We start from the raw sequence: 15,747 nt of genomic DNA, 5'->3' as shown, positions 1-15,747 counted from the left end.
AATAAGAAGACTCGGCTCACGCATCTAAACGCGATCGGCCGCCGCCCGCTAGAGGGCGACGGCCGATCACGCTTTGACCTGCGGTTTTACCGGACTACTTACCGGAGGGTCCGACCTCGATCTTCATCTGGAGGCCATCGTAGGTCTCCTTGACGATCTTGATCTTCGTGTTGGTGTCAGTGACCTTCACGGAGCCGGTCGGGTTCTCGTCGTAGTAGTACTTGCCCTTGCGGTCGTCGAAGACCAGGTTCGTGGGCTTCGGCTTGACGAAGAGCGACTCGCCGTTCTTGTGCAGCGTGAACGCGTCCGTCGAGTAGGCGCTGAAGGTCGCGTCGTACGGCTGGATCTTGTTCCGCAGCAGCGTGCCGTCGGCCCACTTCATGGGCTTGGCGTTGGCGTCGATCGGCAGGATCAGGCCCTGGCCCGGGTGCTGGCTGGTGTTGTTGTCCTTCTGGGAGGTGTCCCACTGCCAGATCAGCAGACCGTCCTGGTACGGGTAGTGCTCGACCCAGTCCGGACGGGTGTTGGAGAAGCCGAAGTTGTACGGGCCCACCTTGAGGGTGGAGTCGTACGACACGTAGCGGCGGTTCTCGGCCAGGTAGTACTGCGCGTACTCCTTGGTGAAGTTCGCGCCGATGCGGGAGAAGCCCTTGCCGGTCCAGCCGTTGTCGCCGTTCTCGGCGCCGTCGGTGAACAGGGTGGAGCCGTCCGCGGTGATCGCGAGGGCGTCGGCGGTGAAGCCCTTGCCGCCCGCGCCGCCGTCCGTCTGGTAACGGAAGCGGAGGTCGACCTTCTTGCCCGCGTAGGCGTCGAGCGGGAAGTTCAGCGACTTCCAGGCGCCCGAGGCACCGGTCAGCGACGGGCTGCCGGAGGCGTCGACCGGGAGGGCCGCGCCGTCGGCGGTGCCGGCGAGCGGCGTCCAGGAGGTGCCGCCGTCGGTGGACACCTCGGTGTAGAGGAAGTCGTACTCGGCCTCGATGTCCCACCAGCCCTTGAGGGACAGGGCGGCGGACTTCTTGCCCGTCAGGTCGACCGACCGGGTGAGGGTGTTCTTGAGGTCGTCACCCATGTTGCTCCACCACTGCGAGGAGCCCTCGGCGGGAGCGACGACGTCGGTCTGGACCTTCTTCTTGGGCAGCTCGACGACCAGCGCCTGCTTGTCCTTGGTGTTGTACGCGGAGACGCCCAGCGTGTGGGTGGACTTCGTCGCGGCCTTGGCCTTGTCGTAGTTCAGCCAGCCCAGCTGGAGCTTGTCCCAGGCGGTCATGTCGCCCGGGAGGTCGCCTATGGAGTCCTTGCCCTTGCCGAGCCAGGAGCCGGCCGACATCAGGGACCAGAAGCCGACGCCGTTCTCGCCGCCACCGGAGGTGTCGTAGAGGTCGGGCAGGCCGAGGTCGTGGCCGTACTCGTGCGCGAAGACGCCGAGGCCGCCGTTCTCCGGCTGCATCGTGTAGTCGCCGACCCAGATGCCGGTGTCGCCGATCTGGGTGCCGCCGGCCTTGTTGTTGTCCGGGCCGGTCTTGCCTGCCTGGGTGCCGTAGGCGTACCAGCGGTGGGCCCACAGCGCGTTGGTGCCCTGCACGCCGCCGCCGGCCGACTCGTCCTCGCCCGCGTGGACGATCTGGAAGTGGTCGATGTAGCCGTCGGGCTCGTTGAAGTTGCCGTCGCCGTCGAAGTCGTAGCGGTCCCACTGGTCGTACTGGGACAGCTGCGCCTTGATCTGCGCGTCGGTCTTCCCGGCCTTCTTCTGGGCCGCGGTCCACGCCGTGACGCCGTCCTTGACGGTGTCCCAGACGTTGGAGCAGTTGGTCTGGCCGCAGTAGTTGGAGCCGTAGCGGGCCTCGTTGTACGGGACCTTGACCCAGTCGGCGACCTCGCCCTCGACCGAGTAGCGGCCCGAGGAGGTCTTCTCGTAGTAGGTCTTCAGCGAGTCCTTGCCCTTGCCCGTACCGAAGTACAGGTCCTGGAAGTAGCTGCGGCTGAAGTCCTTGCGCCAGGCCGTGCTGTTGTCCTGCGCGCGGTCCGGCTGGGCGATCGTGTTGTGCAGCGGACCGGGGGTGCCGCCGTACTTGGGGGCCTCGGGCTTCGGGCCCGGGCCGTCCGGGTCGTACATGGTCGTGTTGTCGACCTGGTCGCCGAACTCGACGAGGATCGTGAAGATCTTGTCGGTCTTCTCGCGGCCGAGCTCGACGTACTTCTTGTCGTCGAGCTTGACGACCTTGGAGGCGCCGCGCTGCTCGACGTCCTTCTTGCCGCTCAGCACCTGGTTCAGGGCCGCTTCGCGCTGCTGCGACTGCTGCTTGCTGTAGGGGCCCTCCAGGTCGTGCTTGACCTGCTCCTTGGACGGAGCGGTCGGGTCCTGGTGCTCGGCCGCGGGGGCCCCGACCGGAGTCGGGTCCGCCTGGGCGGCGGTGACGCTGAAGAAGGTGGCACTGGTCGCACAGGCGGCCATCGTCACGGTGACGGCGGCAGCGCGCAGGGCGCGTCGTCTGACGGAGTTGCTGGTCACTTGATGTCGTTCCCCTCCCGCGGCCGCAACATAGGTCGGAACGTCTCCATAGGAGCGGGGGGTTCCGCGCGGCGCGCGTCTCAAGTGACGACATTTGACCGGAGAGACGCGAGAAAAGACAGACCTTGACTTGTTCGTTACAACTGCACTATGCGGGCGATGAGTTCCGCTATTCGGACGTTCCGCTTCCATACGGGGCGAAGGGTGTCTCCCGGTCGCACTTCTGTCCGGTTCTCGCCGGTTTGCTGGCCGGTTCATCTCAGCGGGCCGTCCGGAAAATGAACCCGTGCGCCCCCCGTGCTCCGGCACCGTGGGTTAGGTCACGCTTACCGGCCGTTCCGTCCGGGCATCCACGGTCGTAGAGTCACTTGACGCGCGACCCAGTTGAGCCGACTCCCCCTCCCCTCCCTGAGGACGGATATCGCCATGCCGCGTCCGACTGCCGCACAGCTCGCCTACGGATCCGCCACCGTCGTCGTGTCGACCCTCGCCATGCTGCTGCTCTCGCAGACCAGCACGGGACTCGGGGTCGCGGTCATCTCCGCGGCCGCCCTCGCGCTCGGTCTGCTCGTCGCCCTCACCGTGCCCGCCCCCGGGCGCCGTGGCCGCCCCGCGGCCCGCGCCGGGGCCGCCGCGGCCCCCGCCGGGGCGCGGGTGCCCGAGCCCAGGAAGGCCGGCGCCGAACACCCGGTGCACCACTAGGCCGTTGCGGCCACGCCCCGGTCGGCCCCGCGGCCCCGCGGCTCCGGTGCGCGATGCGGCGCGGGCGGCCTCCCCGGAGGGAGGCCGCCCGCGTGGCGCTGCCGCTTCGCCGTGCCGTCGCGGCGGCACGCGTGGTTCGGGTGGGTCGGGTGGGGTCAGGTCGTGACCTTGACGACCACCGTCTTGGCGACCTTGTCGTGCAGGGCCTGCCGGTAGGGCTTGTCGACGAGGATCGAGATCACCAGCGCGATCGGCCACAGGCAGAAGCAGCAGATCAGCGTGGGCAGCCACAGCACCGCGGCGCGGCTCAGGGACGCGTTGGACGGGGGGACGCTGCCGTCGTTGAGCATCGCGACGCGCAGGCCCATCGCCTTCTTGCCGAGGGTCTGGCCGTTCTTCCTGGTGAACCACCAGTCGTAGCCGACGTACAGCAGGATCGAGATCAGGGTCATGACGAGGCCGCTGCCGCTGTACGACTTGGTGACGACCTCGGAGACGTCCTCGCCGCGGCTCGTGTCGACGGTGTAGCGGTTGGTGCCGAACGCCAGCTGGATGAGGAACAGCGGTACCGCGACGATGATCACGTCGATGACGCGGGCCGCGAGCCGCCTGCCGAAGTCCGCGAGCGGCGGCATACCGGCCAGCGGATCGGGCATGCCGTAGCCGCCGCTGCCGCCGTACGGGTCCCCGCCGCCGTACGGGGGCGGCGGGGGCGGATAGCCGCCGCCCGGGCCTCCGGGGGGCGGGGGCGGCGGGTGGCCGCCGTCCCCGGGAGGCGGCGAGCCGTACGGCGAACCGCCCGACGGGGGCGTCGGTTCCTGCGGCTTCTTGAGGAACGGGTCGTCCTCGGGCGGCTGGCCCGGCGGCGGCTGGTCGGTACTCATGGCCCGAGTCGAACCCGGCTCCGGGGCCCCCGCAACGGGGCCGCGTCCGTTCGGGCGACGGCCCGCTCCGGGGCGCTCAGCGGGCCACGTACGTCCCGGCCGCCCTGTCGTGCCAGGCCCGGCGGCGCGGGCGGTCCACGAGGCACCAGAGGCTTCCCGGCAGGCCCAGCAGCCCGTACACCAGCCAGCGGCGCAGGGCCGCGCCGACGGTGGGCGGGCGCAGCGTGGCGGTGGCGAGCACGCGGACGCCGAGCAGCTTCTTGCCGGGCGTACGGCCCCAGCGGGCGGTGGGCAGGACCTCGTAGAAGAGGCCGAAGAACAGTACGGCGCCGAGCGCCGGGCCGAGCTGGCCGGCGATCGTCCCGTCGAGCAGCCAGACGGTGGTGGTGCGGCCGCCCGCCCGGGCCGTGTCGATCTTGGACTGGAGGTGGGCGGTGGCGGCGGGCAGCCGGGGCAGCGCGACCGCGACCGCGACGGCTCCGAGGACCAGCGAGTCCAGGGCGCGGGCCGCGATCCGGCGCGGCAGCCCGGCGGGGCGCACGGCCCGGTCGGCCATCTGCTCGAACACGGCGCGGGGCGTCGCGGTACGGGCCGCGGGCACGGGCCGGGTCGGCGCCGGACGGGCGCCGCCGGCGCGCGGCTCCCACCCCGGCGCCGAGGCCCCGGCGGCCTCCGGGGCGGGGGCTGCGGGAGCGGCCGGGGCCGGGGCGTCGGCCGGGGTGCGGGGGGCCGCCTCGGGCCAGGAGGAGGTGAGGCCGGTGCCGCGCGCTCCGGAGGCGCCGCCCGGGGCGTCGGGCCACTCCGGCGCGGGAGCCTGCGGGGCGGCCGGGGCCGGGACGGCGGGGGCGGGTGCGGGAGCGGCGGGGGCGGCGAGGGCGGTGGGGGCGGCGGCCGGGGAGCGGGCCGAGAGGATGCCCGCGGGGGCGTGCGAGGGGAGCCGGGCGGCCGGGGCCGCCAGGGCGGCGGAGGCGGATACGGCGGCGGGTGCCGGGGCCGGCGCGCCGAACGGCCTGCGGGCCAGGGAGATCCCGGCGGCGCCCGGCCCGTCCGGCGACTCGGGCCGGGCCCGCCCGACCGGGGTCCCGGCCGGGCGGGCGGCGGCCGCGTGCGCGGCGGGGCGGGCGGCCTCGGGCCCGGCCCCGGTTCCGGTTCCGGTTCCGATTCCGGTTCCGTACCCGCCGTCGTACCCCTCCGCGTGCGCGGCCGGGCGGGCGGCCCCGGGGCCGGTTCCGTGGCCGTCGCCGTACCCGGCCCCGTACCCGGCCCCGCGCGCGCCCTCGTGGCCGGCCCCGTGCGCGCCCTCGTGGTCGGCTGCGCGGGCCGTCGCGTGCTCCGCGCCGGGTGCGGCCGCGCGCCGGGGCGCGTGTCCGGTGGCGGGCTCCGCCGGATCGGCCGGGCTGCCCCAGGACACCCGGTGGTCGCGCGGGCCGCCGAAGCCGCCCTGGTGGAGGGGGTCGGCCTGCCACACGCCCGACTCCGGCAGCGCCTCGGTCGCGGAGGTCTCGTCGAGGAAGACCGGCCCGGTCTCCTCCATCGGAGCGGGGGCGGGCGGGGCGGCCTGGGCCGGGGCGGGTCGGCTCGTACCGGGAACCCAGGCGGCGCCGTTCCAGTACCGGACGTACCCGGGGATGGACGGATCGGGGTAGTAGCCCTCGCGGGCCGCTTGCTCGCCGTCACCAGGGGAGGCCGTCAATGTCCCCAACTCCGATCGTGGCTTGAGGCTTGTCCAAAGGAAGGACCATAGCCAAGAACCGCCGTCCGGCAGGTCCGGTAACGGAAGAATGCAAGCCTTCGGGCGAACTCTTGCGCATACGACTGTTTTCGGTCATTCGAAAACATCAGGCCAAACTTTTCCTTCGGCCCGAACCCGCGTCACATCCGGGCGCCCCGCGACTCTCTCCGGGTGCGGGGCGCGATCCGGCCCCGCGCACCGCCGCCCGGCGCGCACCCCTCGCGTGCGGGGCACCGAAGTGAGTGAGGCCGCCATGCAGCACCCCGTCATCGAGCGCGAGCTGGAACTGAAGCTGGTCGTGTCACCCGAGCGCAGCGTCGCCGTCCCCGCACGCCTGCGCTACCTCACCGAGGACCCGTACGCCGTCCACATCACCTTCCACACCGGCTCCAGCGCCCCGGTCAACTGGACCTTCGCCCGCGAGCTGCTGGTGGAGGGGGTGTTCCGGCCCTGCGGCCACGGCGACGTCCGGATCTGGCCCACGAAGATCGACAACCGGGCCGTGCTCTGCCTCGCCCTCAGCTCCCCGGACGGCGACGCCCTGCTGGAGGCCCCGGCCCCCCTGGTGTCGGCCTGGCTGGAGAGCACGCTGCGGACCGTGCCGCCCGGCACCGAGGCCGGACGGCTCGGCCTGGACGCCGCGCTGGAGCTGCTGCTCGCCCCCACCCCGGCGGACGAGCTGTGGCTGCGCGACCCGTGGCCCTCGGACGAGTCGGCGGACGGCGAGCTGTGAGCCCCGGCGCCCGGACGCGGGCGCATCTACGGACGCGGGTGCGGACGCGGCTACGGGTGCGGACGCGGAGCCGGTCCGGCGCGGGGCCCGGTGGCGGGTCAGAACAGCTTGCCCGGGTTCAACAGCCCGAGCGGGTCGAAGGCGTGCTTGACCGCGCGCTGCATCTCCAGCCCGACCGGGCCCAGTTCGCGGGCCAGCCACTCCTTCTTCAGTACGCCCACGCCGTGTTCGCCGGTGATCGTCCCGCCGAGGGACAGCCCGAGCGCCATGATCGCGTCGAAGGACTCGCGGGCCCGGCGCGTCTCGTCCTCGTCGGCCGGGTCGAAGCAGACCACGGGGTGGGTGTTGCCGTCGCCCGCGTGCGCGCAGACCCCGATGAGCAGCTCGTACGCGCGGGCGATGGCGGCCGTGCCGTCGAGCATCTCGGCGAGCCGCGAGCGCGGTACGCACACGTCGTCGATCATCGTGGCCGGGCGCAGCGCGTCGAGGGCGGTCAGCGACATCCGCCGTGCCTGGAGCAGCAGTTCGGACTCGGCCTCGTCGTCGGCGGGGACCACGGCGGTGGCTCCGGCGGCCGTGCACAGCTCCGCCACCGCCGCGAGCTCCTCGGCGGCGTGCGGGGTGTCGAAGGCGGCGAGCAGCAGGGCCTCGGTGGACTCGGGCAGGCCCATCTTGCCGAGGGCGTTGACGGCGCGGACGGTCGTCCGGTCCATCAGCTCCAGCAGCGAGGGGGTCAGCCCGGCCTCCATGACGGCGCAGACGGCCGCGCAGGCGGCCGCGGCGGAGGGGAACTCGGCGGCCAGCGCCAGCTGGCGGGGCGGAGCCGGGCGCAGTGCGAGGACGGCCCGGACGACGACGCCGAGGCTGCCCTCGGAGCCCACGAAGAGCCGGGTGAGGTCGTAGCCGGCGACGCCCTTGGCGGTGCGGCGGCCGGTGGTCAGCAGCCGTCCGTCGGCCAGGACCACGTCGAGGCCGAGGACGTACTCGGCGGTGACCCCGTACTTGACGCAGCACAGGCCGCCGGAGGCGGTGCCGATGTTGCCGCCGATGGTGCACTGCTCCCAGCTGGAGGGGTCGGGCGGGTAGTACAGGCCGAGCTCGGCGACGGCCCGCGAGAGCACGGCGTTGACGACGCCGGGCTCGACGACGGCGATCCGGTCGACGGCGGAGACCTCCAGGATGCGGTCCATCTTCACCAGGGACAGGACGATGCAGCCGTCGGAGGCGTTGGCGGCGCCGGACAGGCCCGTGCGGGCGCCCTGCGGGACCACGGGGACCCGTAGGGCGGTGGCGGTGCGCATCACGTGCCGCACCTGTTCGACGGTGCGGGGCAGGACCACGGCGGCCGGGGTGCCGGCCGCGCAGAAGCCCGCCATGTCGGAGGCGTAGGAGGCGGTGACCTGGGGGTCGGTGAGCAGGGCCTCGGCCGGGAGCCCTGCCAGCAGGCGTGCGGTGAGCTGTGCGGAGAGATCGGCGTCCATGGTGCCAGCGTGGCACTCGGGGCCATCGGTGTGAACACGCCCGCGCCCCTCTTCGGACACCTCGGAGAGCTCTTCATATTGACGCACAGTGAGCACATGGACCGTATGGACGTGGAATCGCAGCAGCCGGCGCCCCCCGTGACCTTCACCGGCCGCAAGACGCTCGTGGCGGCCGCGGTCGCCGTGGTCCTGATCGCCGGGGCCCTGCTGATCCGGCCGGCCCGCACCGCTGACGACGCCCGTCCGCCCGGGCCGAGCGAGCGGGCCGCGTCGGCGGTCGGGATGGGCGCGCCGGCGGCGGCGGTGGACCTGTCGGCGCTGGTCGCGGACCGCGAGAAGTGGGTCGCGGCGCATCCGAAGGACGACGCCTCGTGGGCGGTGCTCGGGGCCGCCTACCTGGAGCAGGCGCGGCGCACCGCGGACACGGGCTGGTTCCCGAAGGCGGAGAAGGCGCTGAAGCGGTCGCTGGAGGTCCGTCCGGCGGAGAAGGGCAACCTGGACGCGATGACGGGCATGGGCGCGCTGGCCAATGCCCGGCGGGACTACGGGACCGGGAAGAAGTGGGGCGAGCTGCTGCGGGCGCAGGCGCCGAAGCGGTGGTCGGCGTACCCGGTGCTGGTGGACGCGTACGCGGGGCTGGGCGACTACAAGGCGGCGCAGCAGGCGATGGACCGGCTGCTGGAGCTCCAGCCGGGCCTGGTCGGCTACACGAGGGCCTCACAGGTCTACCGGGACCGCGGCTGGCGCGAGGACGCGACCATGGCGATGGAGCACGCGGCGGGCGCGGCGAAGGCTCCGGCGGAGAAGGCGTACGCGCTGTACCGGCTCGGGGAGCTGGCGTGGGAGCGGGGGGACACCGCGGAGTCCCTGCGGCAGTTCGAGGCCTCGCTGCGGACGGACCCGGGTCAGGCGCAGGCGCTGGGCGGCCGGGCGAAGGCGCTGGCCGGACTGGGGCGCGGCGGGGAGGCGGTGCGGGACTACCGGCTGGCGCTGGGGCGCACGCCGGTGCCGCAGCTGGCGCTGGAGCTGGGCGAGCTGCTGGAGGCGCTGGGCCGGGACCAGGAGGCGCGCGTGCCGTACGACATGCTGGGCGCGCTGGCCGCCCGGGACGACGTGCACGGGGTGGACGACGACGTGGTGCTGGGCCTGTACGAGGCGGACCACGGTGATCCGGCGGCGGCGGTGCGGCGGCTGTCGCAGGAGTGGGCCCGGCACAAGAACATGCAGGTCGCCGACGCGCTGGGGTGGGCGCTGCACCGGTCGGGCGAGGACACGGCGGCGCTGGAGTACGCGAAGAAGGCCACGGAGCCGGGGCTGCGGAGCGCGGACTTCGCCTACCACCGGGCCATGATCGAGCGGGGCCTGGGGGACGAGGCGGCGGTGCGGCGGCACCTGGAGGAGGCCATGCGGACCAATCCGCGGTTCTCGCCGCTGCGGGCGCCGCTGGCCAAGGAGGCCCTGGCGGCGATCGGCCAGCCGGGGCCGGGTGGCCCGGAGAACCTCCTGCCGACCAGGCCGTGGGTCGCCCCGGAACTCCCGAAACCGAACCCCCCGAAGAAGCCGAAGCCGGCCCCCCCGACCAAACCGAAGCCCTCCCCGTCCCGCTGACCCCCACCCCGAGCCCCGCCGGCGATCGAGGCGCGGGGGCCCCGGGGCGGAGCCCCCGCGACGGCGGCGCGCCCGGGCACGGACCGGGGCGGGGCCAAGGGCATGGCCAGGGCAGGGCAGGGCCGGGCCCGGACGCCCGTACGCACGACGGGCCGCACCGGCGGGTGCCGGTGCGGCCCGGAGGGCGGCGGGGCCGCGGGTCAGGGCCCGGCCCGCCGGCGCCGGCGGCGGCGGCTGCGGCGGCCCGGCGGGTGCCGTGCGGCCCGGAGGGCGGCCGGGCCGCAGGACAGGGCCCGGCCCGCCGGCTGCGGCTGCGGCTGCGGCTGCGGCTGCGGCTGCGGCTAGAGGTTGCGGCTGCGGCTGCGGCGGCCCGGCGGGTGCCGTGCGGCCCGGAGGGCGGCCGGGCCGCAGGACAGGGCCCGGCCCGCCGCCGGCGGCGGCGGCGGCTGCGGCTGCGGCTGCGGCTGCGGCTGCGGCTGCGGCTGCGGCTAGAGGTTGCCGCGCTTCTCCTGCTCCCGCTCGATCGCCTCGAACAGCGCCTTGAAGTTGCCCTTGCCGAAGCCCATCGAGCCGTGCCGCTCGATCATCTCGAAGAAGACCGTCGGCCGGTCCTGCACCGGCTTGGTGAAGATCTGCAGCAGGTAGCCGTCCTCGTCGCGGTCGACGAGGATCTTCAGCTCGCGCAGGGTCTCCACCGGCACCCGCGTCTCGCCCGCCCACTCGCCGAGCGTGTCGTAGTACGAGTCCGGGGTGTCGAGGAAGCGCACGCCCGCCGCGCGCATGGCGCGCACGCTCGCGACGATGTCGTTCGTGGCCAGCGCGATGTGCTGGACGCCCGCGCCGCCGTAGAACTCCAGGTACTCGTCGATCTGCGACTTCTTCTTCGCGATCGCCGGCTCGTTGATCGGGAACTTCACCTTCAGGGTGCCGTCCGCGACCACCTTCGACATCAGCGCCGAGTACTCGGTCGCGATGTCGTCGCCCACGAACTCCTTCATGTTCGTGAAGCCCATGACCTTGTTGTAGAACGCCACCCACTCGTTCATGCGGCCCAGCTCGACGTTGCCGACGCAGTGGTCGATCGCCTGGAAGGTCCGCTTGGCCGGCGGCTCGACCAGCGGGTCGACGGCGACGAAGCCCGGCAGGTAGGGGCCGGTGTAGTCGCGGCGCTCGACCAGCGTGTGGCGGGTCTCGCCGTACGTGGCGATGGCGGCGAGCACGACCGTGCCGTGCTCGTCCTTGACCTCGTGCGGCTCGTCCAGGCCGCGCGCGCCGTGCTCGACGGCGTACGCGTAGGCGGCCCGGGCGTCGGGGACCTCGATGGCGAGGTCGACCACGCCGTCGCCGTGCTCGGCGACGTGCCGCGCGAGGGAGCGGCCGCGGTCGGTCGCCTCCTTGATGACCGAGGTCAGGACGAAGCGGGCCGAGCCGTTGGTCAGGACGTAGCTGGCGGTCTCGCGGACGCCGTTCTCCGGTCCGCAGTAGGCCACGAGCTTCATGCCGAAGGCGGTCGAGTAGTAGTGCGCGGCCTGCTTGGCATTGCCCACGGCGAAGACGACCGCGTCCATGCCCTTCACCGGGAAGGGGTCGGCCTCACGCGCGGTGTGCGGGGTGGTGTCGAGGGTCTCAGTCATGAGCGCAGAGTCCCGCCGATCCACAAGCTGCGCAATAGTTTCCGTTTCCGCTGTACATCCTGTCCAGTGCCGTCGCAGGATGACTGAAACATCTGTGCACTATGACCACCCTCGCGGACCCCGGAGGCATCCATGGGCATCGACGACCTCGACGGCCGGCTCATCGTCCTGCTCGCCCGCGAGCCCCGGATCGGGGTGCTGGAGGCCTCGCGGCGGCTCGGCGTGGCGCGCGGCACCGTGCAGGCCCGGCTGGACCGGCTTCAGTCGAACGGAGTCATCCGCGGGTTCGGGCCGCAGGTGGATCCGACGGCCCTCGGCTACCCGGTGACCGCCTTCGCCACGCTGGAGATCAAACAGGGCCAAGGGGTGGACGTACGGGCCCACTTGGACGGGGTGCCGGAGGTGCTGGAGCTGCACACGACGACGGGTCACGGGGACATGCTGTGCCGGCTCGTGGCCCGTTCCAACGCCGATCTCCAGCGGGTGATCGACCGGGTCGTCGGTTTTGATGGCATCGTGCGGGCCTCCACGGCGATCGTCATGGAGAACCCCGTGCCCTTGCGGATCATCCCCCTGGTCGAACAAGCGGCCGAGGACGACAGTCGCTGACCCTGGCGGCCCGGCACGGGACGAGGTGACACGGCGTGAGCTTCTGGCGCTATCTGTCCAGCCGTCACGAACAGCTCCTCACCGACGCCTTCCAGCACGCCAGCGCCGTCTTCCAGTGCATGGTCGTCGCGACCGTGCTCGGCATCGCGATCGGCCTGCTCAGCTACCGCAGCGGCTGGGGCGGCAACTTCGCGATCACCTCCACCGCCACCATCCTGACGGTCCCCTCGCTGGCCCTGATCGGCCTGCTGATCCCGCTGGTCGGGCTCGGAGTGCCACCGACCGTGATCGCCCTGACCCTGTACGGGCTGCTGCCGATCGTCCGGAACTCCATCGTGGGGCTGCGCGGGGTGGACCCGTCGCTGGTCGACGCGGCCAAGGGCATCGGGATGTCCCGTGCGGCCCGGCTGCTGAAGGTGGAGCTGCCGCTGGCCTGGCCGCCGATCCTGACCGGCATCCGCGTCTCCACGCAGATGCTGATGGGCATCGCCGCGATCGCCGCGTACGCCTCCGGCCCGGGCCTCGGGAACGAGATCTTCCGCGGGATCGCCTCACTGGGCAGCGCCAACGCCCTCAACCAGGTCCTGGCGGGGACCATCGGGATCGTCGTCCTCGCCCTGCTCTTCGATGCCGCGTACGTCCTGCTCGGCCGTCTGACCATCCCGAGGGGAATCCGTGCCTGAGCCCACCGGCCCCGCGAGCGGCGGAGCCCCCGAGCAGGCCGGCGTCCCGGCCGCGAGCAGCACCTCCGGCGCGACCATCCGGCTGGAGAACCTCTCCAAGCGCTACCCGGGCAATCCGAACCCCGCCGTCGACGACGTCTCGATGGAGATCCGGGCGGGCGAGACGGTCGTCTTCGTCGGCCCCTCGGGCTGCGGCAAGTCCACCACCCTGAAGATGATCAACCGGCTGATCGAGCCCAGCTCCGGCCGCATCCGGATCGGCGACGAGGACGTCACCGACATGGACCCGGTCAAGCTGCGCCGCAAGATCGGCTACGCGATCCAGTCCTCGGGGCTGTTCCCGCACATGACGGTCGCCGAGAACATCGCCCTCGTGCCGAAGATGACGGGCTGGTCCAAGGCGGGGGTCAAGGACCGGGTCGAGGAGATGCTCGACCTGGTCGGGCTCGATCCGCGCGAGTTCCACGGCCGCTACCCCCGCCAGCTCTCCGGCGGCCAGCAGCAGCGCGTCGGGGTGGCCCGGGCGCTGGCCGCCGACCCGCCCGTCCTGCTGATGGACGAGCCCTTCGGGGCGGTCGACCCGATCACCCGCGACCACCTCCAGGACGAGCTGATCCGCCTCCAGCACGAGCTGCACAAGACGATCGTCTTCGTCACCCACGACTTCGACGAGGCCATCAAGCTGGGCGACCGGATCGCGGTGCTGCGCGAGCGCTCGCACATCGCCCAGTTCGACACCCCCGAGGCCATCCTCACCAACCCGACCGACGACTTCGTCTCCGGTTTCGTCGGCGCGGGCGCGGCCCTCAAACGGCTCAACCTGACCCGCGTGCGGGACGTGGAGATCGCCGACTTCCCGACCGTCTCGGTGGACGACCCGCTCCAGCGGATCTTCACCACCCTGCGCGGCGGCGCCACCAACGAGCTGCTGATGCTGGACCGGCGCGGCCGCCCGTACAAGTGGCTGCGGCGCGGCGACCTGATGCGCGCCAAGGGCTCGCTGGCCCGCGCCGGCCAGCTCGTGCACGACACCGTGACCCGGGACGCCACCCTGCACGACGCCCTGGAGGCGGTGCTGACCGACAGCGGGGGCCGGGTCGCGGTCACCGGGCGGCGCGGCGAGTACATCGGCGTGGTGGACATGGAGACCCTGATGAACTCGGTGCACGAGATGCTGGAGGCGGACCGGCTGGCGGCCGCCGAACACCGGCACGACCTGGAGGAGCTGCGCCACCACCGCACCGAGGAGGAGCTGGAGGGCGGTGGGGGCCGCTCATGACCACCGCCCACCCGCAGCGCTCCCCCGGTGAACGGCCGCCCGGCGAGCACGAGGTCAAGGGCCTCTCGTTCCGCGACGAGCTCGCGGAGGGGCCCGGCGCGACGGACGGGCCGCAGGCGCCCGGCGGTCCCGGCGCCGCGGCCCGGCCGGCCCGGCGGATCACCTGGCGCATGCTGGTGCTTCCGCCGGCCGCCCTGGCCTTGGTGGTGCTGGCCCTGTACCTGTGGATCACGAACATCCCGCTGGACGCGATCGAACGGAACTCGCTGGGCGGCGGCAACGTGATGCTCCGGCTGCGCCAGCACATCGGGCTCACCGCCGTCTCCACCTTCTGGGTGCTGGTCATCGCGATCCCGCTCGGCATCGCCCTGACCCGTCGCGGGCTGCGCCGGGCGGCGCCGCTGGTGACCGCCGTCGCCAACATCGGGCAGGCCGCGCCGGCCATCGGCCTGCTGGCCCTGCTGGTGATCTGGCTCGGCATCGGCCCCTCGACCGCCGTCATCGGCATGGTCGCGTACGCCGTGCTGCCCGTGCTGTCCAACACCGTGGCCGGGCTGCGGGCCATCGACCCGCAGCTGGTGGAGGCCGCGCGCGGGATCGGGATGTCGGCGGCGGGCGTGCTGCGGAAGGTCGAACTGCCGCTGGCCGTCCCGCTGATCCTGGCGGGCGTACGGACGGCCCTGGTCCTGAACGTCGGCACCGCGACCCTGGCCACCTTCGGCGGGGGCGGCGGCCTGGGCGACCTGATCACCTCGGGCATCCAGACCCAGCGGATGCCGGTCCTGATCGTGGGGTCGGTGCTGACGGTGGTGCTGGCCCTGTTCGTGGACTGGCTGGCCACGCTGGCGGAGACGGCCTTGACCCCGCGCGGGCTGGAGGCGTAGATGGGCACCTTCGGCACACGCGGGAGGGCGGGCGCGCCGCGCGGGGTGGCCGCGCTGGCGGCGCTCGCCCTGGCCCTGGCGGGCTGCGGGCTCAAGAGCGGGTCCCCGATGGTGGACGACGTCGTACCGGGCTCGGTGGGGCGGGGCGAACCGCTCAAGGGCGCCTCGCTCACGGTCGCCTCGAAGAACTTCAGCGAGAACATCGTGCTCGGCCAGATCATCGGGCTGGTCTTCGAGGCGGCCGGTGCGGAGGTCCTGGACCGCACCAACCTGCCCGGCTCGATCAGCGCGCGCGAGGCGGTCCGCAAGGGCGACGCGGACGCGATGTACGAGTACACGGGCACCGCGTGGATCACGTACCTGGGCAACACCGAGCCGATCGACGACCCGCGGGAGCAGTGGCGGGCGGTGCGCGACGCGGACGTGCGCAACGGCGTGGTGTGGCTGCCGCCGGCCTCCCTCAACAACACCTACACGCTGGCCATCAGCAGGAAGAACAACGCCAAGTACGGGCTGAAGACCCTGTCGGACGTGGCGGAGCTGGCCCGCAGGGACCCGTCGGCGGTGACGCTGTGCGTGGAGAACGAGTTCGCCTCGCGGGAGGACGGGCTGCCCGGCATGGAGAAGGCGTACGGGATGAGGATCCCGGCGGGCAACATCCGGAAGATGGATGCCGGGATCATCTACACGCAGGTCTCGAAGTCCGACTCCTGCCTGCTGGGCGAGGCGTTCACGACGGACGGCCGGATCAGGGCGATGGACCTGGACGTGATGGAGGACGACAAGCGCTTCTTCCCGAACTACAACGCGGCCCCGGCGATCAACGCCAAGACGTTCGCGAAGTACCCGGTCATCGCGAAGCTGCTGGACCCGGTGACGGCGAAGCTGACGACCGGCGTGGCGCAGGAGCTGAACGCCAAGGTGGACGTGGAGGGGCAGGACCCGCACCAGGTGGCGAAGGACTGGCTGTTGAAGGAGGGCTTCATCAAGGAGGGCTGAGCGGTCGCGG

General features: G+C 72.8%; 13 protein-coding genes. 8 read left to right on the top strand and 5 right to left on the bottom strand.

The window, feature by feature from the left end; genetic code table 11:
- Window positions 1-94: 94 nt before the first annotated feature.
- The gene (locus CP968_RS20765; RefSeq protein WP_150522029.1) at window positions 95-2,452 is read right to left on the bottom strand and encodes an immune inhibitor A domain-containing protein; all 2,358 of its coding nucleotides are present in this window, start codon (window positions 2,450-2,452) and stop codon (window positions 95-97) included.
- Window positions 2,453-2,935: 483 nt separating this feature from the next.
- Between CP968_RS20765 and CP968_RS20760 the strand changes: the two genes are divergently transcribed.
- The gene (locus CP968_RS20760; protein ID WP_150519430.1) at window positions 2,936-3,211 is read left to right on the top strand and encodes a hypothetical protein; all 276 of its coding nucleotides are present in this window, start codon (window positions 2,936-2,938) and stop codon (window positions 3,209-3,211) included.
- Window positions 3,212-3,366: 155 nt separating this feature from the next.
- Here CP968_RS20760 and CP968_RS20755 read toward each other — a convergent pair whose 3' ends face one another.
- Together CP968_RS20755 and CP968_RS20750 are read right to left on the bottom strand one after the other, a co-directional pair.
- Window positions 3,367-4,095 carry an RDD family protein gene (locus CP968_RS20755; RefSeq protein WP_150519429.1) on the bottom strand — a complete coding sequence of 243 codons (729 nt, stop codon included), beginning with the start codon at window positions 4,093-4,095 and terminating at the stop codon, window positions 3,367-3,369.
- 76 nt (window positions 4,096-4,171) lie between these two features.
- Complete coding sequence (locus tag CP968_RS20750; protein WP_150519428.1) at window positions 4,172-5,788, bottom strand: RDD family protein; 1,617 nt, start codon at window positions 5,786-5,788, stop codon at window positions 4,172-4,174.
- 292 nt (window positions 5,789-6,080) lie between these two features.
- Here CP968_RS20750 and CP968_RS20745 point away from each other — a divergent pair, with 292 nt between their 5' ends.
- Window positions 6,081-6,560, top strand: a complete 480-nt coding sequence (locus CP968_RS20745) for an SsgA family sporulation/cell division regulator (protein ID WP_150519427.1) — start codon at window positions 6,081-6,083, stop codon at window positions 6,558-6,560.
- Window positions 6,561-6,658: 98 nt separating this feature from the next.
- Here CP968_RS20745 and CP968_RS20740 read toward each other — a convergent pair whose 3' ends face one another.
- Complete coding sequence (locus CP968_RS20740) at window positions 6,659-8,041, bottom strand: FAD-binding oxidoreductase (protein WP_150519426.1); 1,383 nt, start codon at window positions 8,039-8,041, stop codon at window positions 6,659-6,661.
- Window positions 8,042-8,137: 96 nt separating this feature from the next.
- Here CP968_RS20740 and CP968_RS20735 point away from each other — a divergent pair, with 96 nt between their 5' ends.
- Window positions 8,138-9,649: a tetratricopeptide repeat protein gene (locus tag CP968_RS20735; RefSeq protein ID WP_229886592.1), complete on the top strand. Its 1,512-nt coding sequence runs from the start codon at window positions 8,138-8,140 to the stop codon at window positions 9,647-9,649.
- A gap of 488 nt (window positions 9,650-10,137) precedes the next feature.
- Here the strand turns inward: CP968_RS20735 and hppD are convergent, their stop codons facing one another.
- Window positions 10,138-11,283, bottom strand: a complete 1,146-nt coding sequence (gene hppD, locus CP968_RS20725) for a 4-hydroxyphenylpyruvate dioxygenase (protein ID WP_150519425.1) — start codon at window positions 11,281-11,283, stop codon at window positions 10,138-10,140.
- A 132-nt stretch (window positions 11,284-11,415) separates the two neighbouring features.
- Between hppD and CP968_RS20720 the strand changes: the two genes are divergently transcribed.
- Genes CP968_RS20720 through CP968_RS20700 form a run of 5 tightly spaced genes read left to right on the top strand, consistent with a single transcriptional unit; the run spans window position 11,416 to window position 15,737 of the window.
- Window positions 11,416-11,892 (top strand): Lrp/AsnC family transcriptional regulator, encoded by a 477-nt coding sequence (locus CP968_RS20720; protein WP_150519424.1) that lies wholly within the window; start codon window positions 11,416-11,418, stop codon window positions 11,890-11,892.
- A gap of 35 nt (window positions 11,893-11,927) precedes the next feature.
- Complete coding sequence (locus tag CP968_RS20715) at window positions 11,928-12,575, top strand: ABC transporter permease (RefSeq protein WP_150519423.1); 648 nt, start codon at window positions 11,928-11,930, stop codon at window positions 12,573-12,575.
- The gene (locus CP968_RS20710; protein ID WP_189828948.1) at window positions 12,568-13,854 is read left to right on the top strand and encodes a betaine/proline/choline family ABC transporter ATP-binding protein; all 1,287 of its coding nucleotides are present in this window, start codon (window positions 12,568-12,570) and stop codon (window positions 13,852-13,854) included. Before CP968_RS20715 ends, CP968_RS20710 begins: the two co-directional genes overlap by 8 nt.
- A complete protein-coding gene (locus CP968_RS20705) occupies window positions 13,851-14,738 on the top strand; it encodes an ABC transporter permease (protein ID WP_150519422.1) in 888 nt (295 codons plus the stop codon). Before CP968_RS20710 ends, CP968_RS20705 begins: the two co-directional genes overlap by 4 nt.
- Entirely contained in the window at window positions 14,739-15,737 is a 999-nt protein-coding gene (locus CP968_RS20700) for a glycine betaine ABC transporter substrate-binding protein (RefSeq protein ID WP_150519421.1), read from the top strand.
- Window positions 15,738-15,747 lie beyond the last annotated feature (10 nt).

Source organism: Streptomyces subrutilus, from assembly GCF_008704535.1.
GTDB lineage: Bacteria > Actinomycetota > Actinomycetes > Streptomycetales > Streptomycetaceae > Streptomyces > Streptomyces subrutilus.
This window is presented reverse-complemented; position numbering and strand designations above follow the sequence as displayed.

Coding starts and splice junctions, on each gene's coding strand:
- CP968_RS20760 (WP_150519430.1), top strand. CDS start 2,936: ATGCCGCGTCCGACTGCCGCACAGCTCGCCTACGGATCCGCCACCGTC.
- CP968_RS20735 (WP_229886592.1), top strand. CDS start 8,138: ATGGACCGTATGGACGTGGAATCGCAGCAGCCGGCGCCCCCCGTGACC.
- CP968_RS20705 (WP_150519422.1), top strand. CDS start 13,851: ATGACCACCGCCCACCCGCAGCGCTCCCCCGGTGAACGGCCGCCCGGC.
- CP968_RS20755 (WP_150519429.1), bottom strand. CDS start 4,095: ATGAGTACCGACCAGCCGCCGCCGGGCCAGCCGCCCGAGGACGACCCG.
- CP968_RS20700 (WP_150519421.1), top strand. CDS start 14,739: ATGGGCACCTTCGGCACACGCGGGAGGGCGGGCGCGCCGCGCGGGGTG.
- hppD (WP_150519425.1), bottom strand. CDS start 11,283: ATGACTGAGACCCTCGACACCACCCCGCACACCGCGCGTGAGGCCGAC.
- CP968_RS20720 (WP_150519424.1), top strand. CDS start 11,416: ATGGGCATCGACGACCTCGACGGCCGGCTCATCGTCCTGCTCGCCCGC.
- CP968_RS20740 (WP_150519426.1), bottom strand. CDS start 8,041: ATGGACGCCGATCTCTCCGCACAGCTCACCGCACGCCTGCTGGCAGGG.
- CP968_RS20745 (WP_150519427.1), top strand. CDS start 6,081: ATGCAGCACCCCGTCATCGAGCGCGAGCTGGAACTGAAGCTGGTCGTG.
- CP968_RS20765 (WP_150522029.1), bottom strand. CDS start 2,452: ATGGCCGCCTGTGCGACCAGTGCCACCTTCTTCAGCGTCACCGCCGCC.